The organism is Mesorhizobium shangrilense (assembly GCF_040537815.1).
Lineage (GTDB): Bacteria > Pseudomonadota > Alphaproteobacteria > Rhizobiales > Rhizobiaceae > Mesorhizobium > Mesorhizobium shangrilense.
In genome coordinates, this window is record NZ_JBEWSZ010000001.1 from 1947935 (window position 1) to 1973699 (window position 25765).

General features: G+C 62.0%; 29 protein-coding genes. 6 read left to right on the forward strand and 23 right to left on the reverse strand.

Translation table 11 applies throughout. The features are described from left to right. Positions 1 to 157: 157 nt before the first annotated feature. The 15 genes from ABVQ20_RS09915 to ABVQ20_RS09985 all read right to left on the reverse strand — a co-directional run bounded on the left by ABVQ20_RS09915 (position 158) and on the right by ABVQ20_RS09985 (position 13434). Positions 158 to 907 (reverse strand): ABC transporter permease, encoded by a 750-nt coding sequence (locus ABVQ20_RS09915; RefSeq protein ID WP_354459320.1) that lies wholly within the window; start codon positions 905 to 907, stop codon positions 158 to 160. Then, complete coding sequence (locus tag ABVQ20_RS09920; protein WP_354459321.1) at positions 904 to 1842, reverse strand: ABC transporter ATP-binding protein; 939 nt, start codon at positions 1840 to 1842, stop codon at positions 904 to 906. The genes ABVQ20_RS09915 and ABVQ20_RS09920 overlap by 4 nt, the downstream gene beginning before the upstream one ends. After that, the gene (locus ABVQ20_RS09925; RefSeq protein WP_354459322.1) at positions 1839 to 3002 is read right to left on the reverse strand and encodes an ABC transporter permease; all 1164 of its coding nucleotides are present in this window, start codon (positions 3000 to 3002) and stop codon (positions 1839 to 1841) included. The genes ABVQ20_RS09920 and ABVQ20_RS09925 overlap by 4 nt, the downstream gene beginning before the upstream one ends. 55 nt (positions 3003 to 3057) lie before the next feature. After that, a complete protein-coding gene (osmF, locus tag ABVQ20_RS09930; protein ID WP_354459323.1) occupies positions 3058 to 3969 on the reverse strand; it encodes a glycine betaine ABC transporter substrate-binding protein OsmF in 912 nt (303 codons plus the stop codon). A 219-nt stretch (positions 3970 to 4188) separates the two neighbouring features. Beyond that, positions 4189 to 5403 carry an MFS transporter gene (locus ABVQ20_RS09935; protein WP_354459324.1) on the reverse strand — a complete coding sequence of 405 codons (1215 nt, stop codon included), beginning with the start codon at positions 5401 to 5403 and terminating at the stop codon, positions 4189 to 4191. Beyond that, positions 5400 to 5900, reverse strand: coding sequence for a transcription antitermination factor NusB (gene nusB, locus ABVQ20_RS09940; protein WP_354459325.1), 501 nt, complete (start codon positions 5898 to 5900; stop codon positions 5400 to 5402). The genes ABVQ20_RS09935 and nusB overlap by 4 nt, the downstream gene beginning before the upstream one ends. A 2-nt stretch (positions 5901 to 5902) precedes the next feature. Then, positions 5903 to 6358: a 6,7-dimethyl-8-ribityllumazine synthase gene (locus ABVQ20_RS09945; protein WP_354459326.1), complete on the reverse strand. Its 456-nt coding sequence runs from the start codon at positions 6356 to 6358 to the stop codon at positions 5903 to 5905. 6 nt (positions 6359 to 6364) lie between these two features. Beyond that, on the reverse strand, positions 6365 to 6838 hold the full coding sequence (locus tag ABVQ20_RS09950) for a hypothetical protein (protein WP_354459327.1): 474 nt from the start codon (positions 6836 to 6838) through the stop codon (positions 6365 to 6367). Positions 6839 to 6881: 43 nt separating this feature from the next. Next, positions 6882 to 7502, reverse strand: coding sequence for a riboflavin synthase (locus ABVQ20_RS09955; protein ID WP_354459329.1), 621 nt, complete (start codon positions 7500 to 7502; stop codon positions 6882 to 6884). 12 nt (positions 7503 to 7514) lie between these two features. Continuing rightward, on the reverse strand, positions 7515 to 8639 hold the full coding sequence (ribD, locus tag ABVQ20_RS09960; protein ID WP_354459330.1) for a bifunctional diaminohydroxyphosphoribosylaminopyrimidine deaminase/5-amino-6-(5-phosphoribosylamino)uracil reductase RibD: 1125 nt from the start codon (positions 8637 to 8639) through the stop codon (positions 7515 to 7517). Positions 8640 to 8641: 2 nt separating this feature from the next. Continuing rightward, a complete protein-coding gene (gene nrdR / locus ABVQ20_RS09965) occupies positions 8642 to 9121 on the reverse strand; it encodes a transcriptional regulator NrdR (protein WP_354459331.1) in 480 nt (159 codons plus the stop codon). Between the two features lie 90 nt (positions 9122 to 9211). Next, positions 9212 to 9367 carry a hypothetical protein gene (locus ABVQ20_RS09970; protein ID WP_354459332.1) on the reverse strand — a complete coding sequence of 52 codons (156 nt, stop codon included), beginning with the start codon at positions 9365 to 9367 and terminating at the stop codon, positions 9212 to 9214. A 227-nt stretch (positions 9368 to 9594) separates the two neighbouring features. Continuing rightward, complete coding sequence (locus ABVQ20_RS09975) at positions 9595 to 10161, reverse strand: hypothetical protein (protein WP_354459333.1); 567 nt, start codon at positions 10159 to 10161, stop codon at positions 9595 to 9597. 109 nt (positions 10162 to 10270) lie between these two features. Beyond that, positions 10271 to 11584 (reverse strand): serine hydroxymethyltransferase, encoded by a 1314-nt coding sequence (gene glyA, locus ABVQ20_RS09980; protein ID WP_354459334.1) that lies wholly within the window; start codon positions 11582 to 11584, stop codon positions 10271 to 10273. A 203-nt stretch (positions 11585 to 11787) separates the two neighbouring features. Beyond that, complete coding sequence (locus ABVQ20_RS09985) at positions 11788 to 13434, reverse strand: Na+/H+ antiporter (protein WP_354459335.1); 1647 nt, start codon at positions 13432 to 13434, stop codon at positions 11788 to 11790. Between the two features lie 197 nt (positions 13435 to 13631). On the opposite strand from ABVQ20_RS09985, the gene ABVQ20_RS09990 reads away from it, so the two are divergent. Then, positions 13632 to 14357, forward strand: a complete 726-nt coding sequence (locus ABVQ20_RS09990; protein ID WP_354459336.1) for a helix-turn-helix transcriptional regulator — start codon at positions 13632 to 13634, stop codon at positions 14355 to 14357. Positions 14358 to 14416: 59 nt separating this feature from the next. Here the strand turns inward: ABVQ20_RS09990 and ABVQ20_RS09995 are convergent, their stop codons facing one another. From ABVQ20_RS09995 to ABVQ20_RS10010, 4 genes are all read right to left on the reverse strand, one after another. Then, the gene (locus tag ABVQ20_RS09995) at positions 14417 to 15670 is read right to left on the reverse strand and encodes a L,D-transpeptidase family protein (RefSeq protein ID WP_354459337.1); all 1254 of its coding nucleotides are present in this window, start codon (positions 15668 to 15670) and stop codon (positions 14417 to 14419) included. Between the two features lie 339 nt (positions 15671 to 16009). Next, positions 16010 to 16525 (reverse strand): transcriptional regulator LdtR, encoded by a 516-nt coding sequence (gene ldtR, locus ABVQ20_RS10000; protein ID WP_008875359.1) that lies wholly within the window; start codon positions 16523 to 16525, stop codon positions 16010 to 16012. A gap of 227 nt (positions 16526 to 16752) precedes the next feature. Next, entirely contained in the window at positions 16753 to 17175 is a 423-nt protein-coding gene (locus ABVQ20_RS10005; RefSeq protein WP_354459338.1) for a DUF6163 family protein, read from the reverse strand. Next, entirely contained in the window at positions 17172 to 18215 is a 1044-nt protein-coding gene (locus ABVQ20_RS10010) for an enoyl-CoA hydratase/isomerase family protein (RefSeq protein WP_354459339.1), read from the reverse strand. Before ABVQ20_RS10010 ends, ABVQ20_RS10005 begins: the two co-directional genes overlap by 4 nt. A gap of 177 nt (positions 18216 to 18392) precedes the next feature. On the opposite strand from ABVQ20_RS10010, the gene ABVQ20_RS10015 reads away from it, so the two are divergent. The 4 genes from ABVQ20_RS10015 to ABVQ20_RS10030 all read left to right on the forward strand — a co-directional run bounded on the left by ABVQ20_RS10015 (position 18393) and on the right by ABVQ20_RS10030 (position 21979). Then, positions 18393 to 19220, forward strand: a complete 828-nt coding sequence (locus ABVQ20_RS10015) for a DUF8605 domain-containing protein (RefSeq protein WP_354459340.1) — start codon at positions 18393 to 18395, stop codon at positions 19218 to 19220. 109 nt (positions 19221 to 19329) lie between these two features. Next, complete coding sequence (gene hemB, locus ABVQ20_RS10020) at positions 19330 to 20361, forward strand: porphobilinogen synthase (RefSeq protein ID WP_354459341.1); 1032 nt, start codon at positions 19330 to 19332, stop codon at positions 20359 to 20361. 253 nt (positions 20362 to 20614) lie between these two features. Next, positions 20615 to 21157: a glyoxalase superfamily protein gene (locus tag ABVQ20_RS10025; RefSeq protein ID WP_354459342.1), complete on the forward strand. Its 543-nt coding sequence runs from the start codon at positions 20615 to 20617 to the stop codon at positions 21155 to 21157. A 177-nt stretch (positions 21158 to 21334) separates the two neighbouring features. Further along, a complete protein-coding gene (locus ABVQ20_RS10030; protein WP_354459343.1) occupies positions 21335 to 21979 on the forward strand; it encodes a dihydrofolate reductase family protein in 645 nt (214 codons plus the stop codon). 66 nt (positions 21980 to 22045) lie between these two features. Here the strand turns inward: ABVQ20_RS10030 and ppk2 are convergent, their stop codons facing one another. Together ppk2 and ABVQ20_RS10040 are read right to left on the reverse strand one after the other, a co-directional pair. Next, a complete protein-coding gene (gene ppk2, locus ABVQ20_RS10035) occupies positions 22046 to 22966 on the reverse strand; it encodes a polyphosphate kinase 2 (RefSeq protein WP_354459344.1) in 921 nt (306 codons plus the stop codon). A 281-nt stretch (positions 22967 to 23247) separates the two neighbouring features. Beyond that, positions 23248 to 24219 carry a glycosyl transferase family 90 gene (locus tag ABVQ20_RS10040; RefSeq protein WP_354459345.1) on the reverse strand — a complete coding sequence of 324 codons (972 nt, stop codon included), beginning with the start codon at positions 24217 to 24219 and terminating at the stop codon, positions 23248 to 23250. A 198-nt stretch (positions 24220 to 24417) separates the two neighbouring features. Between ABVQ20_RS10040 and ABVQ20_RS10045 the strand changes: the two genes are divergently transcribed. Beyond that, a complete protein-coding gene (locus ABVQ20_RS10045) occupies positions 24418 to 24570 on the forward strand; it encodes a hypothetical protein (protein ID WP_227348025.1) in 153 nt (50 codons plus the stop codon). Positions 24571 to 24618: 48 nt separating this feature from the next. Here ABVQ20_RS10045 and ABVQ20_RS10050 read toward each other — a convergent pair whose 3' ends face one another. Beyond that, positions 24619 to 24879, reverse strand: a complete 261-nt coding sequence (locus ABVQ20_RS10050; protein WP_227348026.1) for a DUF982 domain-containing protein — start codon at positions 24877 to 24879, stop codon at positions 24619 to 24621. 104 nt (positions 24880 to 24983) lie between these two features. Further along, positions 24984 to 25649, reverse strand: a complete 666-nt coding sequence (locus ABVQ20_RS10055) for a GntR family transcriptional regulator (protein WP_354459346.1) — start codon at positions 25647 to 25649, stop codon at positions 24984 to 24986. Positions 25650 to 25765: the final 116 nt, after the last annotated feature.

The following is a 25765-nucleotide window of genomic DNA, read 5'->3' on the forward strand; positions in this document are numbered from 1 at the left end:
GCTTTCATGCAAACCGATTGAATAGCATTCAAGCGGGCAGGCTCGACGCAGGACAGCGTATCGTGGTTCCAAGAACACATGATTCGGCTGTCATCGGCTGTCAGTTGGGCATCAAAGCATCCGGCCGAAGGCAGCCCGACAGGCCACGGATGCAGCGTTATTCCGCCTCCTGCCCCATGCGCCTTGCTGTATAGCGCTCGATTGCCGACAGTCCGTCATAGATCAGAACGGCAAGCGCGGCGACGATCAGGCCGCCCTGCAGGATGAAGGCGAGATTGTTGGACAACAGGCCGGCGATGATCACCTCGCCCAGCGTCTTGGCAGCCACGGTCGAGCCTATGGTCGCGGTGGCAAGACTGATGACCACCGACAAGCGGATGCCACCCAGAATGATCGGCGCGCTCAGAGGCAACTCGACCTTGAGCAGCCTTTGCCAGCCGGTCATCCCGGCGCCCCGCGCTGCCTCGAGCACATTGGCCGGCAGCGTGGTCAGGCCGGTCAACGCGTTCTCGAAGATCGGCAGCAGGCCGTAGAGAAACAGCGCGATCAGCGTCGGCTTCTCGCCGAACCCGACCGCCGGCACCGCCAGCGCCAGCACCGCCACCGGCGGAAACGTCTGGCCGATGTTGACGAGGCTGCGCGACAGCGGCAGGAATTCCGCGCCCGCCGGCCGTGTCACCAGAATTGCCAGCCCCATCGCGACGATGATCGCCCCAAGCGTGGCGATCAGGACGATCCTGAGGTGCAGCAAGGTCAGCGTCAAAAGACTGCCCTGATTATAGATCGCCGGCGCGTTGTTCTCCGTCAGCGGCTTCAACAGTGGTTCGAACCAGTCGGGATTGGTCACGAAGGCGACGAGCAGCGCCAGCAAAGCAAGCCTGAGCAGCGCCGGCAGCCAGGCTTTCATGCCGGCCTCGCCGCGCGCTTGACCAATCCGTCGATAGTGACGCGGCCGAGCCGCTTGCCGTCCGCACCTTTTACCGGCAAGGCCGGCCGGCCCGACCACAACAGTTCGGCCAGCGCGTCGCGCTGACTGGCATCGCCGGGAATCGCTTCGCCTTCAGCCGAGCCATTTTCAACAGCGTCACGCACGCGCCCGAGGGACAACAGCCTGAAGGGGCGTTCGCTGGCACCTACCAGTGTTTCCACGAAGGTGCTGGCCGGGTTTGCCAGGATCTCCGCTGGCCTGGCGTATTGCACGAGCTTGCCCGCATCCATGACGGCGATCTTGTCGCCCATATGCACGGCTTCTTCCATGTCATGGGTGACGAGAATGATGGTGGTGCCGAAACGCTTCTGGATGGCCAGGAGATCCTCCTGCGCCTTGGTGCGGATGATCGGGTCGAGCGCACCGAAGGGCTCGTCCATCAAAAGCACATTCGGTTCAGCCGCGAGTGCGCGGGCGACGCCGACACGCTGCTGCTGGCCGCCGGACAGTTCGTGCGGATAGCGCGGTCCGAACTCCTGGGGATCGAGCTGGTAGAGCGTCATCAATTCATCGACGCGGGCCTTGATGCGGTCCTTGTCCCAGCCGAGCAGGACGGGCACCGTGGCGATATTCTGCGCCACGGTGCGATGCGGGAACAGGCCATGCCCCTGGATGGCGTAGCCGATGCTTCGGCGCAATTCATAGCCGGGCACGGAACGGTTGTCCGCCCCGTCGAGCTTGATGACGCCAGAGGTCGGCTCGACCAGGCGATTGATCATCCGCAGCAGTGTCGTCTTGCCCGACCCGGACGTTCCGACGATGACGGCGACGCTACGCGGCTCGATCACCATCGAGACGTCATCGACCACCGTTGTCGTATCGTAGCGCTTGGTGATGTGTTCGATCTCGATCATGCCGTTTCAACCCTGCGCTTGGTGGCGGTCATTTCGATCACGGCGTCGAGGATGATCGCAGCGGCGAAGGCGAGTGCGACCGTCGGCACGGCGCCGAGCAGCACAAGATCCATCGCCGTCTGGCCAACGCCCTGGAAGACGAAGACGCCGAAGCCGCCGCCGCCGATCAGGGCGGCGATGGTGGCGAGGCCGATGTTCTGCACCAGCACGATGCGAATGCCGGTGAGGATCACTGGAAAGGCCAGCGGGAACTCGACGCCGAACAAGCGCTGGCGATCGGTCATGCCCATGCCGCGCGCCGCGTCATTGGCGGCACGCGGCACGCCGGCGAGGCCAACCACGGTGTTGGCCACCACCGGCAGCAACGAATAGAGGAACAGGGCAACGAAGGCTGGTGCGGTGCCGATGCCGCGAATGCCGAGCGCGGCAGCTCCCGGCACATGCGCTGCCACCCAACCGAGCGGCGCAATCAGCAGCCCGAAGAGCGCGATCGACGGCACTGTCTGGATGATGTTGAGCACATTGAGCACGCCAGCCCGCAATTTCTCGACGCGGTGGCAGAGGATACCCAGCGGCAGGCCGACGATCACCGCCGCCGCCAGCGAGCCCAGCGCCAGCGTCACGTGTTTGGAGCCTTCTGCCCAGAAACTGTCGGCGCGATTGAAATATTCCTTGAGGATCGAAAGGCTGTCCCAGCTTCCCGATATCAACAACAGGCCGATCACCAAAGCCGCGACGACAAGCACGCCAACCCGCGACAGAGGCGACAGATCGAGCCGTGTCAGCACATCGGCCAGCAACAGCGTGAAGGCAAAGATAAGCAGCCAGAAGCCAGAGGCCGGTGATATCCTCGCAAACGTATTGCCGGACGGCGTCAGGAAGGTACCGGCAACGCCGATCAGCAGCGCCAACGCAACAAGCGCCACGATGCTGGCGGCAAGGCGCAGAATGAGCGGCGTCTTGAAGAGTGCGATGAGCGCCGCGACGACGATGATCGTCAGCAACAGCGGTCCCGCGGTCGCCGGCAACGCTTCGAGAATCGAGCGCGCCGCGCCTGGCACAATGCGGTTGGCGCGAAACGTGGCAAAGGGTGCCGCGAAAGCCGCATAGGCTGCTATCGCGGCGATGACCACGCCGAGCTTGTCGAACCGGATACCCACGCCCTCCCCCGTCAATCGATCCGGCGCGCCACGAATGCGGCGCGCCGGAATCGCTCTACTTCAGGAAGCCGTTCTTCTTCAGGAAGTCTTCTGCAACGCCCTTGACCGGCTCGCCACCGACCTGCACGCGGCCGTTCAGCTCCTGCAGCGTCACGAGGTCGAGCTTGGCAAAGACCGGCTTCAGCAGCGTCTCGATCTCTGGATGGTCCTTGAGCACGGATTCGCGGATGATCGGCGCCGGCTGGTAGACCGGCTGCACCCCCTTGTCGTCATCGAGCACGACAAGGCCGGACGGCGCGATGCCGCCGTCGGTACCGTAGACCATGGCTGCATTGGCGCCGCTGGTCTGGTTCGCGGCAGCCGCGATGGTTGCCGCCGTATCCCCGCCAGACAGCGTGATCAGCTGATCCGGCTTCAGCGTGAAGCCGTAGGTGGTCTGGAACGCCGGCAAGGCAGCAGCCGAGTTGACGAACTCGGCGGACGCGGCGAGCACAACCTGGCCACCGCCCGAGACATACTTGCCGAACTCGGAAAGCGTGGCGAGCTTGTTGGTCTCGGCAACTTCCTTGCGCAGCGCGATCGCCCAGGTGTTGTTGGCCGGCGACGGCGACAGCCAGACAATCTTGTTGGCGTCATAGTCGAGCTTCTTGGCGGTCTCATAGGCCTTCGCCGCATCTTTCCAGACCGGATCATCGGCCTTTTCGAAGAAGAAGGCGGCATTGCCGGTGTATTCCGGATAGATGTCGATCTCGCCGGCAAGGATCGCCTTGCGCACCACCGGCGTGCCGCCGAGCTGGATGCGGTCCGTCGTCTTGATGTTGTTGGCGTTGAGCACCAGTTGGATGATGTTGCCGAGCACACCACCTTCGGTATCGATCTTTGACGAAACCACGACCTGGGCGCTGGCCGAGGCGGCGGTGATGGCGAGCGCGAGAGCGGCGCCGGCCAGGAGTTTGATTGAACGCATTGTGAGATCCCTTACTGTGAACCGAATACCGGTTGGGCGCGCATATGATCACGGCTTCAGCGCCCGGTCGGGGCACACGGTTTCATAAGATGTGGGACTTGCGCAATAATTTTGTTCAGGCAGAGCGATTGCAGCCCAAACGTTCCCGCCAATGCGATGTCAGCAAAGGCGATGCGGAAATAGCCGCAGCTCCTTGATTATCCACAAGCTTCGGGATCTTCAGCCTGGCTGGCGCGCGCCACTCATCTTGAGCGCAGCAAGCGCTGCAAAGCAAAGCACGGTCACCGGAAAGACCATCCAGTTCAGCATGGTCCAGCCCCAGGCGTTGTAGACCATACCCGACATCAGCGACGCGCAGGCGACGGAGCCGAACAGGACGAAATCGTGAAAGCCCTGCACCTTGCCCTTTTCGGATGGCCTATAGCTGGCGGCGACCATGGCAGTGGCACCGATGAAGCCGAAATTCCAGCCGAGGCCAAGCAGGATCAGCGCCGTCCAGAATTGCCAAAGAGCCAACCCCGACAAGGCGACGACAGCGCAGCCGATGAGCAGGATCAGGCCGGTGGCAACGATGCGTTCGGCGCCAAAGCGATGGATCAGCGAGCCGGTAAAGAAGCTTGGTCCAAACATCGCCATGACGTGCCAGGAGATGCCCAGCGTCGCCGCGTCTTCCGACAGACCGCAGCCCACCATCGCCAGAGGCGCCCCGGTCATGACGAAGCTCATCAGCGCATAGCTGCCGACGGCGCAAAACAGCGCCGCGACGAAACGCGGCTGGGTGACGATTTCGGCTAGGGGTCTTGCATCATTGTCGGCAATTTCCACCTTGCCTGACGCCTTGGCCGGCAACCTCAGGAACGACAAGATCAGGGCGCCGACAGCAGCCAGCCCGAGAATAGACGCGAATGACCCGGCAAACATGACCGGCGCGAACAATTCACGGGTGAAGATGACGATCTGCGGCCCGAGAATGGCGGTGATGATGCCACCCGCCAGCACGAAGGAGATGGCGCGGGCCTTGAATTGCGGCGGCGCGTTGTCGGCGGCGGCGAAGCGGAATTGCTGTACGAAGGCGCCGCCGACGCCGATCATGGCAAGGCCAAAGGCAAACAGCCAGAAGCTGGCGTGGAACAGCGCCAAAGTGGCAACCAATCCTCCGAGTGCGGTGACCACCGTGCCGGTCATGAATCCGCTGCGCTGGCCAAGCCCGCGAATGATGGCGGCGGCCGGAAGTGCACCCAGCGCCACGCCAAGATTGAAGCCCGTGATCGGAGCCGTCGCCAGCGATTTATCAGGGCCAAGCAGATACTGGCCGGCCAGCGCACCCATCGAAATGGCTATCGGGGCTGCCGATCCGACGATGGCCTGGGATGCGGCGAGGATGATTGCCGTGCGGCGAGCCTCCCTGCCCGCCCCAGTGGTGACCGATGTCACGTGGCGTCCTTGCCACGCCCCTCGCCGCGCACCCGGCGCGACACGCGGTCGAGCACGGCGTTGACCAGCTTCGGCTCGTCTTCCTCGTAGAAGGCCTTGGCGATATCGACATATTCCGACACAATGACCGCCACCGGCACATCTTCGCGCTTCATCAGCTCATAGACGCCGGCACGCAAGATGGCGCGCAGCGTGGAATCGAGCCTGGATAGCGGCCAGTCCTCGGTCAGCGCCTGACGAATGATCGGATCGACGGTCTTCTGGTTCTCGACGACGCCGGCCAGGATGGCGCGAAACCACTGCGCGTCGGCTTCGCGATAAAGCGCGCCATCGACTTCCTTGCCCAGCCGGAACGCCTCGTATTCCGCAGTGATCTCGAAGACGCCGCTGCCGGCCACATCCATCTGGTAGAGCGCCTGCACGGCGGCAAGACGGGCCGCACCGCGCTTGTTGGCCTGGCGCACCGGCGGTCGGTCATTGTCTCCGGATTGTGTCACGTTCAGGCCCCGAGCTGTTTTCGCACGGCAATCATGGTCAAGGCGGCCCGAGCGGCAAAACCACCCTTGTCGCCTTCCGTGCGCCGGGCGCGCGCCCAGGCCTGTTCATCGTTCTCGGTGGTCAGGATGCCGTTGCCGATGCAGATCGATTCCTGAATTGAAAGATCCATCAGCGCGCGCGCGGATTCATTCGCCACGATGTCGAAGTGATGGGTCTCGCCGCGGATCACGGTGCCGAGCGCGACATAACCATCATACTCGGAGCCCTCGCCCTCAGCGGCATCAAGCGCGAAGGAGATCACCGCTGGAATTTCCAGCGCGCCGGGCACGGTGACGACATCGTACTTGGCGCCGGCCTCATCTAGCGCGGCCTTGGCGCCTTCGAGCAGCGCGTCGGCCAGATCGTCATAGAAGCGCGCTTCGATGATCAGCAGCTTCAGTTTCTTGGTCTTGGGCATTTTGGGTCACGTCTCCGGCGGAGCGGGTGACTTAGGCCGAAGCCACGGAGTTCGCAAGCTTTGTCGGAAGGCTGGGTCCAATTTCCGAACGGCTGCTATGCCTAGCGACCTAGACGGCTCGTCGCCCCTGCCGTGCGACAAGACCATGATGTCGTCAAACATGTCTTCGATGGGACCATGAGCGCGTTTGGCTTGGCGAAGTTCGCCAACAAGTTCCAAAACAGAACCCATGTCGATCGCACCATGGATGCGCGCAACATGGCCCAATCCAATAACGGAAATGTTTCTCACATCCGGGCTGGGATGACGCGCATATTTGAAGCAAACAGCCTGCGCGAAATGCCAGTCGTCTTGCTGTGATATGCTGAGAATCGCCCTAATCTGCTCCTCGACATCATCGGAAAGCAAATCTTTGTAGGTTTTGGAGCTGTCGAGGTCTCTGACCCCTTCGTAGACAAGGTTTTCAGTATCTTCGATCAATTTCCTGCCTTGGGAAAGCTCACGATATATCCACCATTTGACACTACAAAAGCCCCTCTTTCGCGGCCTCCGCCAGACGCGCCGCGTAGCGGGCCATGGTGTCGATCTCGAGGTTCACGCGGTCACCTGCTTGTCGTTCGCCCCAGGTGGTCACGGTCAGCGAATGATGGATCAGCAGCACGTCGAAGCGCGTGCCTTCCACCTTGTTTACGGTAAGCGAGGTGCCGTCGAGCGCGACGGAGCCTTTGGGTGCTATGAATTTGGCAAGGTCACGCGGCGCCTCCAGCGTGAAGCGCACGGCGTCGCCCTCTTCCTTGCGCTCGATGATTTCGGCCATGCCGTCGACATGGCCGGAAACGATGTGGCCGCCGAGTTCATCGCCGATCTTGAGCGCACGCTCGAGATTGATCCGCGTCCCCGATTTCCAACCCATCGCCGTCGTCAGCCTGAGCGCCTCCTCCCAGGCCTCGACCTCGAACCAGCGCGCGTTCGAGCCGCTGTCTGGTAGAGCCGTGACCGTCAGGCAAACGCCGCCGCAGGAAATCGACGCGCCAATGGCTATGCCTTGCGGGTCATAGGCGGTGTCGATGCGCAACCCAACCCCTTCCCTCAGCGGCTTCACGGCTGCAACGGTGCCGACGTCGGTGACAATTCCGGTAAACATGGGTCTGATATCCTAGAAATCTCTTATCCACTCGGCATAGCTGTCTTCGCCGAAACGCATATCGCGAAGCTTGCGAAATCCTGCCGGGATGTTGTCGGCATCGATCGGGGATGCAATGCCGTCATCGCCGATCGCTTCCGATCCCTGGAACAGGATGATGCGATCGACCAGCCCATCGGCGAGGAAGGCGCTTGCCACCTTGGCTCCGCCTTCGACCAGCACGCTTGCCATACCAAGCGCGGCCAGATCCTCGAGCAGTTCCGGCAGCGCCACGCCACCTTCATGCGTTTCGGTGCCGATGAAGCGCACGCCGGCGCGTTCGAGTTCCGCGCGCCGTTGCGGATCGGCTTCAAGGCACGCGGCGAGATAGAGCGGAACACGGTCGATGCCGGAAACCAGCTTCGAGGCCCCCGGCAATCTGATCTGGCGATCGAGCACGATGCGCGCCGGCGAACGGTTCTCCAGCCCCGGCAGCCGTACCGTCAGCGCTGGATCGTCCTCCAGCGCCGTACCAACGCCAACCAGAATGCCGTCGGCTTCAGCCCGCAGCATGTAGACTTCGCGGCGCGCAATATCGCCGGTGATCGCGACCTGTCCGGCGCCTCTCACGCCGATCTTGCCGTCGCTGGAAAGCGCCAACTTCAGAATCACTTCCGGGCGCTTTTTCAGCGATCGAATGAGATAGCCGGCCATCTGCTCGGCGGCCTCCGTGGCCAGCACCTTCTCGACGACTTCGACGCCGGCGGCGCGCAGGATGGCATAGCCCTTGCCGGATACGCGTGGATCGGGATCGCTCGCCGCGCCGACCACCCGCGCCACGCCGGCATTGACCAATGCATTGGCGCAAGGCGGCGTGCGGCCGTGATGCGCGCAGGGTTCGAGAGTGACATAGGCAGTGGCGCCGCGCGCCAGTTCACCGGCCTCCGTGAGCGCCTCCGTCTCGGCATGAGGGCGTCCGCCGATTGCGGTGACACCAGTTCCGACGATCATCGGCCCGGCGCCGTCGTCGCGCACGATCAGAGTGCCGACCGACGGATTGGTCGATGTCCGCCCGGCATTTTTCCGCGACAGCCTAAGCGCCGCAGCCATGAAGCGACGATCAAGAGCCTGCTGCTCGGCGTTGCTGGGCGTTGCCATCCTCAGCCAGCGTCCTCTTCGCCCTTGACCTCGTCGCCCTTCAACTCACCCAGCAATTCATGGAAATCCTTGGCTTCGCGGAAATTACGATAGACCGAGGCAAAGCGCACATAGGCGACGTCGTCGAGCGATTTCAATGCGTCCATGACCAGCCGGCCGACCTCGCCAGAGGCCACCTCCGTCTCGCCGGAGCTTTCGAGTTGGCGCACGATGCCAGTGACCGCGCGGTCGATGCGCTCGGGATCGACATTGCGCTTGCGCAAGGCGATCTCTACCGAGCGAAGCAGCTTGTCGCGATCAAACGGGACCTTTCGTCCGGACTTCTTCACCACCACGAGGTCGCGCAACTGGACGCGTTCGAAGGTGGTGAAGCGGCCGCCGCAATCGGGGCAGACGCGGCGGCGGCGGATCGCCGCGCCATCCTCGGCGGGACGCGAATCCTTCACCTGCGTATCTTCTGACTGACAATAGGGGCAGCGCATGGAGAGCCTTTGGTTCGCGAATCTGACGGAGCGAAAGGCTTAGAGCTTTTTGCCGGAATGGCAAAGGATGGTGGGACAGCCTCCCGCGCCTCAGAGATAGCGAGGCGCGAGGAAAATTGCGAGGGCAGCGATCAGCCAGACGGCGATGCCGCCGAGAACCGCCAGCCGGTAATTAACCTTGTCGATGAACAGCCAGCAGGCGCCGAGGAAGGCAAGATAGGCGGGGATGGTTTTGAACCCCCGCAAGGCAGGCCTCGCGGAAGCCGGCTGGATTGCCCTTGGCGCCAACGGCCAGCAACGCGATCACCGCAAACGTCGGCGCCAACGGCAGGGATGCCGGGCAAGACGTTGCCGCGTTTCGACGCCCACACGATCAAGGCGTGACCAGGCCGCCGGCGACGCCTTTCCACAGGATATCCATGACCAGTCCTTTGGTGGAGAAGCCGTTCAAACTTCGCCGACACGTTGCCGCATCACGGCGCAACGTCGCGCGTGGGGAAGCCGCAGGAGGCGCCAAGGCTGCGATAGGCCTTGGTGAAGCCGTCCATGGCGATGCTAGCCACCGGCTGCTTGCCAAAGACGACGTCGAGTTGCGGTGCGTTGCGCATGGTCCGCAGAAGCGCAAGGCTGGTCTTGGGATTGTTGTCCATCATCCATTGGCGATGCGCTCCGGCGCCGCCGCTCTCGCGAAACTTTGCGGGGACCTTGTTGTTGACGTCGTTGAAGGTGGCCGCGACATTGTCGCCTGTCGGCAAGGTCTGGTTGTCGACCGCCAGCAGGACGGCAGGATAGCCATTCGGCGGCAACACGTCGCCATTCGAAATGCTCAACGTCAATGTTCCCGGACTTCCCTGCGGGTCGACAAAGGCGGTCGACGCCGCGCAGGTTTTCAGTGTGTCCTGGCCGGTGCTGATCTCATCGATGGTGACAGACCATCTGCCGAATGTCTGGGTTTTGGGGTCCGCACGGGATGCGCTGGCGTAAAGGCACGCCAGGACGGCCATGGCGGCCAAAGGCACGGATCGCGACATGTTGCTCATCCGGTCATCTCCTCTTTCTTGAGCGAGGGTGCTGCACGGAAGTCCGATACGCAAGCGGCGGCGCACAAAAGCGCCGCCGAAGCAGAAGCATGCAGCCGGGATATCGCGCTCAGCCCAGATATGGGTAGAGCGGGAAACGGTCGGTCAGCGCCACGACCTTGGCCTTCACTGCGGCTTCAACCGCCGCATTGCCCTCGTCGGAATTGGCTGCTTTCAACCCGTCCAGCACTTCAGCGATCAGCTTGCCGATCTCGCGGAACTCGGCCTGGCCGAAGCCGCGCGTGGTGCCGGCCGGCGTGCCAAGACGGACGCCCGAGGTGACAAAAGGCTTTTCCGGGTCGAAAGGAATGCCGTTCTTGTTGCACGTGATGTTGGCGCGCCCGAGTGCGGCCTCGGCACGCTTGCCGGTGGCGTTCTTGGGCCGCAGGTCGACCAGCATCAGGTGGTTGTCGGTGCCGCCCGAGACGATGTCGAGGCCGGTTTCCTTCAGGCTTTCGGCCAGTGCCTTGGCATTGGCGGCCACGCTCTCGGCATAGACCTTGAAGCTCGGCTTCAGCGCTTCGCCGAAGGCGACGGCCTTGGCGGCGATGACATGCATCAGAGGCCCGCCCTGCAGGCCCGGGAATACCGCCGAGTTCATCTTCTTGGCGATATCCTCGTCATTGCACAGGATCATGCCGCCGCGAGGGCCCCGCAGCGACTTGTGCGTGGTGGTCGTCACGACATGGGCATGCGGCAGCGGCGACGGATGGACACCGCCGGCGACCAGACCGGCGATGTGGGCCATGTCGACCATCAGATAGGCACCGACCGCATCGGCGATCTCGCGAAAACGCTTCCAGTCCCAGATGCGCGAATAGGCGGTGCCGCCGGCCAGGATCAGCTTGGGCTTGGTCTCGTGCGCGGTCTTCTCGATGGCGTCCATGTCGAGCAGATGGTCGTCCTTGCGCACGCCATAGGAGACGACCTTGAACCATTTGCCGCTCATGTTGACCGGAGAGCCATGGGTCAGGTGCCCACCCGAATTGAGGTCGAGCCCCATGAAAGTGTCGCCGGGCTGCAAGAGCGCCAGGAACACGGCCTGGTTCATCTGGCTGCCCGAGTTCGGCTGTACGTTGGCGAAGTTGCAGCCAAACAGCTTCTTGGCGCGCTCGATGGCCAGTTCCTCGGCCACGTCGACAAACTGGCAGCCGCCATAATAGCGCTTGCCCGGATAGCCCTCGGCATATTTGTTGGTCATGATCGAGCCCTGCGCTTCCAGAACGGCGCGGGAGACGATGTTTTCAGAGGCGATCAGTTCGATCTCGTGACGCTGCCGGCCGAGTTCATTGCGGATCGAGCCGAAAATTTCCGGATCAGCATCGGCAAGCGTGGTTTCGAAGAAGGACTCGAATTTGTTCGACACTGCCGCTGCTGTTGCCATGGCTTGAAATCCCTAGGGTTCGGGGGTCAGTTTTTGTTTTGAGCATGTCGTTGCCCCAAAACCGCTGCACACTTTTGGGCGACATTCATTGGGTTCGCCGCGCCATTAACACAGTTGTTTTCACCTCGCCACGTTTGCGGCGCGAAATTTGCTGGCCGGTTTGCGGCAAGGCCCGCAAATCCAGCACGCCAGGCCGACGATTCCTATTTCCGTGTCTGCCTGCCTTTCAACAGAGCCTCGGTGAGCGTGATCTCTGTAAACAGCGCTCGCGCGGTATGGTCGTTGATTTCACGGCGGCGAAGCATGGTGCTTACGGCCTCGCGCTCGGCGCCGATGCCGGCGAGCCTCAGGTCGAGTTCCAGCCTCCCGGCTTCGCGCACCTCGGCTCGTGCCTCATTCGCCTCGTCGGACGCCGCGATGCGCCGTTGGTAGGCCGCGACAATGCCATTGGCGGTGGCCAGCCTTGCACCCGGTACCTCGCCTTCATGTTCTTCATCCGTCTGCGCAAGGCTCTCGATATGGGCAATCGCGGCCTTGGCCGCGCCAACGCGCGCCATGCGCTCCTCGGCTGCATCTGCATCCTCCCCTGGTTCGACCAAGCCGCGAGAGATCGCCGGCAAGGCAAGGCTGGCGATCGCCAGGGAGCAGATGATGACGCCGGCAGCAAGGAAGATGACCAGATCCCGCGCCGGGAACGGCGAGCCATCCTGCAGTGTCAGTGGCAGCGACAATATACCGGCCAGCGTGACAGCGCCGCGCACGCCGGCCACAGAACCGGCCAGCCGCACGCGCAGGCCGAACGGCTCAGCCTTGCTCTTTCCCAGTCGCGCCGCGATGCCCGCGCCGATGTCGCCAATCCATATCCACAGGAAGCGAAGCGCAATCAGGCAGAGCGTCAGCGCCACCACCGTCAGCACCGGCTGGATCACGGGATACTGCCCCATCAGTTCCGGCGGCACCTTGCGGATGATTTCGGGGAGTTGCAGGCCCAGTACAATGAACAGCGCGCCGTTGAAGACGAAGGAAAACGTCGTCCATAGGGAGATGGTCTGCATGCGCGCGGAGACGCCGAGAAAGCGGAATATGCCGGTGCTCCCGGTCAACAGACCGGCGGTCACCGCGGCCAGGATGCCCGAAGCTTCGAAGTGCTCGGCGCCGAGATAGGCGATGAAAGGAAGCAGGATCGTGATCAGCACCTGCGCTTCAGCCGGGACGCCGCCGATGCGGCTAAGCAATTGCAACGCCTTTGCGGCGATGAACAGTGCCGCCACACCAGCCAGGATGCCGACTGCCACGGCGTAGAGGAAACTCAGCGAGGCCTCGGCAAAAGAAAAACTGCCGGTCAGCGCGGCCGCCACGGCAAAGCGGAACATGACGAGGCCCGAGGCGTCGTTGAGCAGCGATTCGCCTTCCAGAATATGCATCAGCCGCGCCGGAACCACGTTCTTGTCAACGATCGATGACACGGCCACCGCATCTGTCGGCGACAGCACCGCGGCAAGCGCGAATGCGACGACCAGCGGAATGCTCGGCACCAGCCAGTGCAAGGCATAGCCGAAACCGACGATGGTGAAGAAGACCAGCCCGATGGCAAGGTCCAGGATCGGTCCGCGCAGTGCTATGAGCTCGCGCTTGGGGGCGCCAAAAGCGTCGCTGAACAGCAGCGGCGGAATGAACACCAGCAGGAAGACTTCGGGATCGATTTCGACATGCAGGCCACGAGACGGCCAGGCGAGCGCGGCGCCCATGGCAATCTGCAACACCGGCAACGGCACGCGAACAAGCCGGACCAGCGCGCCGGAAACCGCAACGAAGACCAGCACGACCAGGACAAAGACGGCAACTTGCATGTGCGATTCCGAATAGAGCTTCCAGGACCATGCGCAAACCGCGTGGCGCCGTCCAGCCGTGGCCGTCGATCGCCCTGATGACGTTTTCGTATCAACATCCGTATCGTGAGGCTGACATCTTCTTGAACGCGGATGCTATCTTGTGAGCAAGGCCAGCCCGTGTCACCCTGCTGTGTGTGCGGACGGGGGGCCAGTCCATGCTATCGCAAATCATGTCTCATGCCGAAGCGGCCTTTGCGTCGCGGACGCCGGAGGAAGCCAGTCTCAACTTCTTCGCGGCGTTGGAAGGGCTCGGCGCTTCCTATTTGCAGACCCGCCTCTATCGGCGACCATCGACGACGCTGACTTCCGCCAGCCACTGGGCCGCGGGCGGCTTCATCACCAGGGTCGCGCCCGACACCTGGCCGGGGAGTCCGGCATTCGACTATGTCTGCCTGGAGTGCAATCCCTTGCTGACCGCGATCCGCGAAAGCCAGACCCGCTATCGTTTCAGCGACTTCGCCCCCCGGCAGGATCGGAGTTTTGACACCTATTGGGACGCGATGAACGAAGCCAAGATCCACGATGCCTTGTGCGCAACGTCCTATGCCGCGGACGGGGTGATCGCCTCTCTCCACCTTGGCTTTCAGGAAAGCGATTTTGAGCCGGAAGAGAGCTTTGCGATCCAGATGGCTGGCCTTGTCCTTACCGAGCGCCTGATCAGCCTGGCGACGCCGCCTCCAGCAACGCCACCCAGACTGTCAGCGCGCGAGCGCGACTGCCTGGCCCTTGCCGCCGAGGGCAAGACCAATTGGGAAATCTCAGTCATCCTCAGCATATCGGAGGCGACCGTGCGGTTTCACATCGACAATGCGCGACGCAAACTGGGTGCCGTCAACCGCGCACAGGCAGTGGCCCGCCTCGTGAATCAGCGCTTGATATAAGCTCGAACCCCATAGAAAAAAGCCGCCTTGCGGCGGCTTTCATAAGAAAATCCAATCTCTTAGAGAGACGACGTAATCTGCAGTTCGTTGGCGCCGTCGAGAGCGTAGACGTCGTCGCGGAACTGCACGACGCCAGGACCTGTCGACCAGGCCGAGAGATAGAGGAAGTGGACCGGCACCGGGTTGGTGACCTGGATCGGCGTGTTTTCGCCGGTCTTGATCGCTGCCTCGAAATGCTGGCGATCCCAGCCGGGCGTGTCACGCAGGATCCAGGTGACGAGATCGCGCACGTTCTGCACGCGAACACAGCCCGAGGAATCGAAGCGCATCATCTTGCCGAACAGGCTCTGCTGCGGCGTGTCGTGCATGTAGACGCCGTCCGGGCTCGGGAAGTTGATCTTCACCGACGCCATCGCGTTGCCGGCACCCGGGTCCTGGCGGAAGCGGTACTTCGCCGCATCGTCGGTCGACCAGTCGACGTTCAGCGGATCGACCTCGCTGCCATCCGGCGCGAACAGGCGGATGTGGCTATCCTTGAGATAGTTGGGATCCTTCCGCATCAGCGGAATGATGTCCTTGCGCACGATCGAGACCGGTGCGTTCCAATAGGGATTGACGATGATCTCGTTGATCTTCGAATTGACGATCGGCGTCTGGCGGTCGATCTTGCCGACGATCGCGGTGTGGCGAAGCACGACGCGGTCGTTCTCCACCGCCTCGACCTGCGCCGCCGGGATATCGACCAGCACATAACGGCTGCCCAGCGTGCCGGCCTTTTCGTGCAGCCGCTGTAGGTTGGTCTGTAGCTGCCCGAGCCGGACCTGCGCCGATACATTCATCGCCGCATAGGTGTACTTGCCCATGGCGCCATCGGAAGGCAGGCCATGGCGCGCCTGAAAACGCTTCACCGCCGAGTCGACGTAGGAATCGAAGGCCGTTGAAATGCCGGCACTCTGCGACAGGTCGCCAGAGATCATCAAACGCTTGCGAAGCGGAACCACGTCAGGGTCATCGACCCCGAGCTGCAATTTCTTTGTATCCGGAACCGGCTGCCAGCCGCCCTGGGCGACAATGTTCTGGTACTGGGTGATCGCCTGCTCAGTGAAGGAAACAGTCTGCGGGCTGAAGATCGGCAGCGTCGAGGCGACCTTGCCGCCTTCGCTTGCGCGTGCGTCAAACTGATCATCCCAATTGCCGCGCGCCGAGGATTTCAGGATATCCCCGATCACATCCTGGGCGCTTGCCGTGCCGGCGACCATGGCGGCTGCGAGCGCGGAGGCTCCGGAAAGGAAGAAACGGCGGCTGGTTCTCATGGACGTTCCAGACATTCTTGCTGCGGTTCGATCAGCGGACGATATCACCCGCACTCTAAAGTTGGCTGTGTTAAGAATTAGCCAACCATGACCTGTATCACTTCGGCGTGAAACGCGCGAGGCGCGATGCGAGGTCCAGATGAATTCGTGGCCTTCGCCACCACTTCATCCGCATCCTCGCTCACATTGGAATATGGCGGCAACGTGGCCTGACGCCGAATTTGGATTGACCGGCACATTGAAAAGAAAGGACCGGTGCCTTTCGGCACCGGCCAGCGACTGGAGGTCTTCGGCCGCACTTCTGCAGGGCGGCTCCGATTACGGTCGAGCTTGCTTGCGTTACATCCGGTACGCGATGGTGTCGTTCCAGAAGCGGTCGAGGCGCTGCAGGGCGCGGTTCATCTGCTTGAACTCGTCGGTGTTGATGCCGCCAACCTGCTCGATCGAGCCGACATGGCGCTCATAGAGACCAGCGACGACTTCCGCCACCTCGTTGCCTTTCGGCGTCAACGAGACGCGGACCGAACGACGGTCGATGCGCGAGCGCTGGTGGTTGATGAAGCCGAGATCGACCAGCTTCTTCAGATTGTAAGAGACGTTGGAGCCGAGATAGTAGCCACGCGAGCGCAGTTCGCCAGCGGTCAGCTCCGAATTGCCGATGTTGAACAGAAGCAGCGCCTGGATGGCATTGATGTCGGAGCGGCCGTTGCGGTCGAATTCGTCCTTGATCACGTCAAGCAGACGGCGGTGCAGCCGCTCTACAAGCTGCAGTGATTCCATGTACAGGGAACGGATTGCCTCGCGGCGATCGTCGGATACGTTGGCGGTCTTCGCCGCCGGACGCGAATTGATCATTGTCTTTGCCTCTCGTTTGTCGCCCTGGTGATTTTTTGTTTTTCACCTTGATCGCGACACTATCGAATACTCATAAAATTCGACTTAAACGCTAGGGCTAACAAGAGCTTACCGGTAAGAGGTTTCGGAAGACGCTTAACGAACGGTCACCCGAGCAAGGATAATTAACCTAAAGATTTTGCCAATGATTCCGGAGCCGGAACCGGATGCCCAGCACCCACAAGGGCTTACGGCCGAACCGGCCTTTTTTGCAGCCAGATGATGGTGCGAAACACGATATAGAGCAGCGCAACGGAAACATGCGAGACGACGATGAGCAGGCGATGCCCGAACAGATCGGGAAATCCGGCATACATGACGGTCTCCGTCACGGCGCAGATGAACCAGATCACCGGACCCCAGGACGCCAGCATCCATAGCCCGGCAGCGGCGAAGGGGAAGAAAACCGCCAGCACCACCGCCGCGACCTGCCAGTGCACCGGCATCAGGTCGAAGCGCCACAGTGAGCCTGGGTAGAAGCCAATCAGCTTGATCCAGTAGAGAATGCCAAACAGCAGGCAGTAGCCGGCGATGATGCGCTGGAACCAGGCAAAAAGGACCTCTACCGTCGAGGGCTGGAGCACGATGCGTCTCGATACGACCTCGCTCACAGCTCGAGCTCCCGTTCGCCGAGCGGGGCGAAGTAGGCATCGACGTCAGCATCACCAACAGCGTCGAGGCCGGCTGGACGCCATTGCGGCACCGAGCCTTTGTCGATGATCGCTGCCCGGATGCCCTCATAGAAATCGTGACCAGCCAGCATCCGGTTGAGGATGCGGAACTCCATTTTCATGCACTCGTCCATCGACAGTGTCTGCCCGGCGCTGATCTGGCGCCAGGCAACGCGGACGCTGGTTGGCGAGCGGGTCTTGATCGTCGCCAGGGTCTTTGCCGCGAACTCGTCGGCAACCGCCGCACGCTCCAGGCTGTCGATGGCATCACTCAGCGAGGCTTGAGAAAAATGCCGGGCGATCGCCTCCAGCGTCGGCCTCTCGGTCTCGCGCCCGGCGGAAACGAAATAACCGCGCAGCACCGATTCCGGATCGCCTGTCTCGGCCAGCCCTGCGAGAACCCCCGGCTGATCTTCTGCCTTGATCGTATGCGTCGCCAGGCCCGACCACAGCGCATCTCCATACCGGATGCGGTTGCCCGTCAAGGCCAGATACATGCCGAAGCTGCCGCCAAGGTCCGGCAGGAGATGGCTCGCACCGACATCCGGAAAAAAGCCGATACCCACTTCCGGCATGGCGAACTGGGCATTCTCGGTCATCACCCGGTGCGAGCCATGAAAGGAAATACCGACGCCGCCGCCCATGACAATGCCATCGATCAGGACGACATAGGGTTTCCTGAATCGGGCGATGTGGGCGTTGAGACGGTATTCGTCGGCGAAGAAATCGACCGGCGGCTTTCCGGCCCGGCCGGCCTCGTAGACATGGAGGATGTCGCCACCGGCCGAAAATGCCCTGCCCTGCGCCTTCACGACGACCACGTCGACGTCGTGATCGCGCTCCCAGGCATGCAGCGCCTTGTCCAGAGCCTTCACCATGCTGTGCGTGACGGCATTGAGCGCCTGTGGCCGCGTCAATGTGACAACGCCGGCCCTGCCCAATCGTTCGAAGCGGATTTCGTCGCCTCCGCCAAAATCCATGGTCAAGAATCCCTTCCCCGCGCCGTCGGGTCTGAAGTGCTAAAGGGTGGCGCATGGGCGCGTCAATGCCGATGGCCAATTCACACGGCCTTGGCTACGGCCGATACCCGGTGCTAGAAGTTGGCCGCCATGCAGGCGGTGCGTCGATCAAGTGGCTTTCAAACCGGACGGTGAACCATGCCTGGGTTTTCACGCTTTGTCGTTGCCGTGATAAGCATCATGGCCATATGCGTGGCGGCTCGCCCCGCATTTTCGGGAACCATCGACGATCTCTACCAGACGCAGACCGTCGTTACCGGCCAGGGCGAACCAAACCGCCAGCTGGGCTTCAAGACCTGCCTCGACGCGGTCCTGCTCAAGGTATCCGGCGACCAGCGACTGCTCAAGAAACCGGAAATGGCTGCCTTGCGCGACAAGGCCGGCAGTTTCATCGCCAGTTTCCGTTATCGTGACAGGCTCGAGGGCATTCCGATTCACGACGAACAAGGCACCCACGACCGGCCGCACGATCTCACTTGCATCTATGACCCGGCTGCCATCAATCCGGTGCTTGTCTCGCTTGGCAGCGAACCATGGCTGACGAAGCGGCCGCGACTGGTGGTCTTTCTTGCCGCCGAGCAGGGCGCAAGGCATTTCGCGCTGGCCGCCGATGACGAGCACAGCGCCTTGATGCGCGAATCCGTCACCAACGCCGCCACGCCGCTGGCGCTGCGGATCGCGTTTCCAAAAGCATCGACGCTGTCGACCGCAAAACTGGATGACACGACGCTGGGAGATGCCGACATCATGGCGCTCGACAAGGTTGCGCAACAGAGCGGCGCCGACCAGGCGCTTGCCGGCAGTCTCGTCTGGAGCGACAAGGAGTTGGGCTGGATCGCCGACTGGCGGCTCGCCAGGGATGGCAAGACCTATCGCTGGCAGGTGCGTGGCGTCAGTTTCGACGACGCGTTCCGGGTTGCGATGCGCGGCGCCGCGCAGATCCTGTCTGGCAACGGTCAACCATGACCGCCCGCTGAAGGCCGATCGTGAGCGGCAGCGCAAAGCTGGCACAACTGTGTCGCATTGGTCCGAGGCACGGGCGCGTGGTAAAAACCGCTGACTTGGAGTCTTGGCGATGAACAAATTCACCCCCGCAAAGCCTGCCGGCGCCCGCAGCGTCGACGAAATCACCGGCAGCCGCCGTCTGCGCCGCATGCGCAAGGCCGACTGGTCGCGCCGCCTGGTCCAGGAGAACCGGCTTACGGTCGACGACCTGATCTGGCCGATCTTCGTGGTCGAGGGCAGACAGGTGCGCGAGCCGATAGCCGCCATGCCCGGCGTGTTCCGACTGTCTGTTGACCTCGCTGTCAAGGAAGCAGAGCGCGCCGCCAAACTCGGAATTCCGGCGATCGCCACCTTTCCCAATGTGGAGCTTGGCCTGCGCGACCAGACCGGCTCGCACATCCTCGCCCCCGAAAACGTCATCAACCGCGCCACGCGCGCCATCAAGCATGCGGTGCCTGATATCGGCATCATCACCGATGCGGCGCTCGACCCGTTCACCAGTCACGGCCATGACGGCATCCTGCGCGACGGCATCATCGTCAACGACGAAACAGTTGAACAGGTCACGGCTGCTGCTGTCATCCAGGCAGCGGCCGGCGCCGACATCATCGCGCCTTCCGACATGATGGACGGCCGCATCGGCGCCATCCGCGACGCGCTCGACGCCAACGGCTTTCAGGACGTGGCGATCATGTCCTACGCGACCAAGTTCGCCTCGGCCTTCTACGGCCCTTATCGCGAGGCTGTCGGCACGGCCGGCCTGCTCAAGGGCGACAAGAAGACCTACTACATCGACCATGCCAATTCCGACGAGGCGGTTCGCGAAGCCGAGCAGGACATCGCCGAGGGCGCCGACATGCTGATGGTCAAGCCCGGCCTGCCCTATCTCGACATCATCCGCCGGCTGAAGGACGAATTCCAGATGCCGACCTTCGCCTACCAAGTGTCGGGCGAATATTCGATGATCAAGGCCGCCGCCGCCAACGGCTGGATCGACGGCGAGAAGGCAATGCTGGAGTCGCTTCTCTCCTTCAAGCGCGCGGGTTGCGACGGTATCCTCACCTATTTCGCACCCGAAGTGGCGGAGATTCTGAAGGGGTAATCCTTCGCTGTCCACGCCGTGGACCTCTAAATGGCGATCCGGCAAGCCGCACCAGTCGCAATTTTCCCGCTGACAAACCATTCCTGTCCCGGCTACTGTACCGGCACGGTCGGAGGCGGCCGGCAGCCCGCACCCTGCCAAGGGGCATTGCGAACACCTCCAAGGGATGCTTCCTGACCCGCTTCTCCGTCGGGCGAAGGCGTCGGCAATGCGGGCACTGACGAAGGCTTCGCCGTGACCAAAGGAAACGGACATGCTTGCCTATCGCGATGCCAAGACCATGGCGAAAGCCATGCGGGAGGCGCTTGCCGCCCGCGACCTGGCGATCAGCCACAGCGAGGCCCTGGAGATCGTCGCGCGCCAGTTTGGACTGGCCACCTGGAATATCCTGTCGGCAAAGATCGAAGCGCTGGCCACCAGACAGGAGACGATCATCTTCGAACGGACGGCGCCGATTGTGCGCATCTTCGACGTCGCCAAGGCGCATGAATTCTACCTCGGCTACCTCGGCTTCACCGTGGACTGGGAACACCGCTACGGCGACAACTTCCCACTTTATACGCAGGTCTCGCGCGGCAACCTTGTCCTGCACCTGTCCGAACATGCCGGCGACGCGACGCCGGGCGGCAACATGGTCGTCTACATGAAGGGTATCCGCGATTTCCACAGGGAACTCGCAGGCAAGGACTACCGCTATATGAAGCCCGGCATGGAACATGAGGACGGGCGGCTGACGGTCGAGGTGATCGACCCGTTCAGCAACCACATCCGCTTCATGGAACTTATCGGCGAATGATCTGGTATGGTGGCCATGCCAGCGGCTGCCACTTACCATCCGAGGCAGATCACCACGAACAGTCCGGACCTCGCCTGGCAGCGAGGTCCGGACTGGGTGCGGTTCTATCGTCAAACACCGCTTGCAATTTGCAATCAGCTTGCTAGAAAGCAACCATCAGTTATGGAGGAGCTTTCCATGTCCAAGCTGCGTGTCAACGCGTTCACTCTATCGCTCGACGGCTATGGTGCCGGTCCCGATCAGGATTTGCAAAATCCGCTCGGCATCGGCGGACAGGGCCTGCACAAATGGGCCTTCAGCACCCGCACATTCCGCAAGATGTTTGGCCAGGAAGGCGGCGCGACCGGCGCCGACGAGGATTTTGCCGCGCGCAGCTTCGAGAATGTCGGCGCCTGGATCCTGGGCCGCAATATGTTCGGTCCGATCCGCGGCGAATGGCCCGACGACAACTGGAAGGGCTGGTGGGGCGACATCCCGCCCTATCATGTGCCGGTGTTCGTGCTGACCCACTACAAGCGGGCGCCCATCACCATGGAAGGCGGCACGACCTTCCACTTCGTAACCGACGGCATCCATGCGGCGCTCGAGCAGGCGAAGTCGGCGGCTGAGGGCAAGGATGTGCGAGTGGGCGGCGGTGTCGACACGATCCGCCAGTACCTGCAGGAGAAGCTGATCGACGAGATGCATCTGGCGATCTCCCCGGTGTTGCTTGGCACGGGCGAGAACCTTTTCGCCGGCCTGGATATGTTGAGGCTGGGCTATCAGTGCAGCGAACAGGTGGCGACGGCACTCGCCACGCATGTGGTGATCGGGCGGGCGTGACTCTCGCCATTGGCGAAACCGGCGGCACAGCTCCCCGTATCGTGAACGGGGAGAAGGAAAAACCCCTCAATATTTCTCCGGTACGTAAAGCTCGCGCGGCAGAACCTGGCGCTCGTATTCCGGATTGAAGACGCGTTCCGGCAGCGTGATCTCCTCGTGCGGCACCTCTTCATACGGCATCTGTTTCAGCAGATGGTCGATGCAGTTCAGCCGCGCCCGCTTCTTGTCATTGCCCTCGACGATGAACCAGGGAGCTTCCGGGATGTTGGTGCGGGCGAAGGTCTCTTCCTTGGCCTTGGTGTACTGTTCCCAGCGCACGCGCGACTGCAGGTCCATCGGCGACAGTTTCCACTGCTTCATCGGATCGTGAATGCGCATCAGGAAGCGCATCTGCTGTTCCTCGTCGGTGATCGAGAACCAGTACTTGACGAGTGTGATGCCGGAGCGAACGAGCATGCGCTCGAAGTCCGGCACGTCATGAAAGAACTCCTCGACCTGATCGGGTCCGGCAAAGCCCATCACCCGCTCGACGCCCGAGCGGTTGTACCAGGAGCGGTCGAACAGCACGATCTCGCCACCGGCCGGCAGATGCGGAACATAGCGCTGGAAATACCATTGTGACTTTTCGCGCTCGCTTGGCGCCGGAAGTGCCACGACACGGCAGATGCGCGGATTGAGCCGCTGGGTGATGCGCTTGATGACCCCGCCCTTGCCAGCGGAATCACGGCCCTCGAAAATCACCACCAGCTTTTTCTTGTGATAGGCGACCCAGGATTGCAGCTTGATCAGTTCCGACTGCAGCGAGATCAGGTCACGAAAATACTGCAGGCGATCGATCGACGGCGGATGGGCATTCTTGTAGATCTTGGCGATTTCCAGGGACAAGGCCGGCTCCGACATTTCGAGCTCGTAGTCTTCGTCGAGCGTGTCGGCGAGTTCCGCCTCCAGCCAATCCTTGGCCCCGGATTTCGGTTGGGAATCGTTCATCTGCGCTGCTCCACGTAACTGCGGCCCTGGGGACAGCAACAAGCGCGGGCCGGCAGGCCATCGATGCTACGCCCTCAGCCCATCTGAATATATGCCGGCGGTGACGGTTTTATTGCAGCCGGGATTGGTGCGGATCACGGTCCTTATCGGCCGCGTGTTCCCGACTTCCAGTTGGTCACGAGGCGACAGATCGCCTGGTCTGACGTCCTTGACCGCAGCGGCGTCTGAAATGCTTCTTGTCCAAGTGAAAGGGGCTCCTGATCGATCGCATCGACCGGGCGTCAGCCTGAAATATAGCGCCAGACCTCGGCATCAGGCTCGATCTGGCCACTGAGCACGAAATATTTGTAGAGGACGAGCAGGGAGATCGCTTGCTCGGCCCGCTCGTCCGCGAATGTCCGGCAATAGGCGTTCGCCGCGGAGATGATGCGTTGCGCTTCGGCGGGATGCCGTTCGAAGTACTGCACCTTTTCGGAGAGATCGGAGAAATCCCGTTCGAGCGACGCGTAGTGGACGTTCGCTTCGAGCCGGCTTTCGGCGAACCAGGTCTCGTATGTCGGCGGTGGCATCAGGCAGAGCGAATTCGAGCTCATGATCCATTTCAGATTGGTCGCCACATCATTGCCTTCCAGCGAAACGATGTAACGGTACTGCTTATGTTGAGCGATGGTCAGATAGGGCTTGCGGTATTGTTCCGCCGCCTTCTTGTTGGGCGTGCCGGCATCGCAGAACGGCAGATCGCGCACGGCTTCCAGAAACCGTGTCCGAATCGGATTGTTGAGATGGCCGCGCCAGACGACAGCGGGACGCTTGTCCGCAAAGGAAAGTCTGTCCGCGGGCATATGGAAGTGCCTGAATTTGTCGAGCTTCATGATCACGGCATTGCTGTTGTCGGCCGTGATCGGCCGATCCTTCACGACCGATGGCATCTTCGGCACTTTTCTGACGTCACCGAACTCCAGATCGATCAGCAAGCCGGGATCAAAGTAGCGGGCAAACTCCTTCAGATCGTAATAGTACATGCTGGGCGAAAACGGCAGCCGGCTGACGGGCACCGCATCGGGACTCGGTACGAAAGCACTCCGCAGCTTGTTGTAAAACTTCAGTCGTGCGCGGATCGTCTCGTCCGGGAGCATGGCCTGGCCAAGTCGCGCGGCCAGCCTGCGGCGGAACAATGCCTGCGGCGCCACATCGCGCAAGGCGTTGCGCGCGTAGTAGAACACCTTGACGGAATTTCGGAGAATCGTTGCCATCGGTCGATTGATTCAAAACAATTCGGCTGGAAATACGGGCGCGCCCATTCCTACACCATTGTGCCGCGTATCTTGCAAGCCCGGAACCGCCCGGGATCGTATTGATCGTTGGCCTAAAGCCCCGGCTCGCCCCTTCCGGTGTTGTGTTTGCAGTCCAATGCTCCTAGGCAGGGCCAAGCACAATGAAAAGGAAGAGATATGGCGCGAGCACCGAATTACGATCAGGAGCGCAAGGAGCGCGACCGGCAGAAGGCAGCCAAGAAGGCGGAAAAGCTGGCGGCCAAGGTCTCGGCGAGGGAACGGTCGAAGCCCGAGGATGAGGCAGGGTCGGAGACAGAAACGGCGAAGTAGTGCCGCGCGGCCCGCGATGCGGGCCTGCTTCCCTCGCGGTGCAGTGCTTTAGACCGGCGCCTTGTCGCTGACGAAAACATCCACCTCGCGCGCCGCCGCGATAAAGGCGCGCCTGGCGTTCATGGCCGGCTTGTCGCCGGCCAGCGCATCGTGACAGGCCTGCAGCGCCGCGCGATGCTTGGGGCTACGCTTGCCGGGCCAGCTGTTGAGAAGGTAATCCGAGGCTTCCCGCGCCGAACGCAAGAGCTGGGTGGTTCCCGCCGTCGCCGATTTGACGGTGATGGGTGTTTCAAATCGGTTGTTTTCCATTGCCGCTCTTACGCCATCGCCGTTCAGGAAGCGAGGCCGAAAGTGCTCGTCGACCGGCACATCAGCCTTTGCGCCTTGAATCACGTACCCCGGCATCGGCCGCGTCAGGCCGCGACAACGGCAAATCCCCTGGCACGCAGGCCGCGCCTGTCATTGTGCAGCGACGTCACCAGGCGGTCGCGGCTGCCGACAATATGGTCCGATAGCCTGGTAGCCGCGTCATCGGCATCGCCAGCTCGCACCGACGCCAGAATGGCACGGTGTTCGGCCCAGGCGCGACCAAGCGCCGCCTCGTCGCGAACCTCCAGCCAACGCGCTCTGGAGAGACGTGTCATGGCATCGCGAACGGCTCGGAACAGAAATTCGTTGCCGGAGAGCCTGGCCAGTTCAATGTGAAAATCCATGCCGACGCGATGCCATTCCTCGCGCGGCGTGTTGCCGTCGCAGGAATCGAGCATCGCTTCAATGACATCGACAACACTTCGCTCCTCAAGCTTGCAGGTCAGTCGCACCGCCGCGACCTCCACCGCCTCGCGATAAACAGCGATCTGCTCGAGCTCCGCGAGATTGATGGGCGAGACCGTCCATCCGCGCCCGTCGCGGCAGATCAAGCCTTCGGTTTCGAGCCGCAGCAGCGCCGCCCGCACCGGAGTGCGCGACGCTCCGAACCGGCTTTCAATCCAGCGCTCCGTCAAGCGTTCGCCAGGACCAATCTCCAGACCCAGTATCATCTCGCGGAGCTGTCTTTCTACATTCTGCAACTGCGACATGGCGGCTCCGTCTCCCCAATATGGTTCCCAATCCTGCTCACGTTGACGGATGGCCGCATTGACAAACAACCAGCTTGCCGTCCATGAAGAGTACCAGCTTGGTATCCCAAAATGGT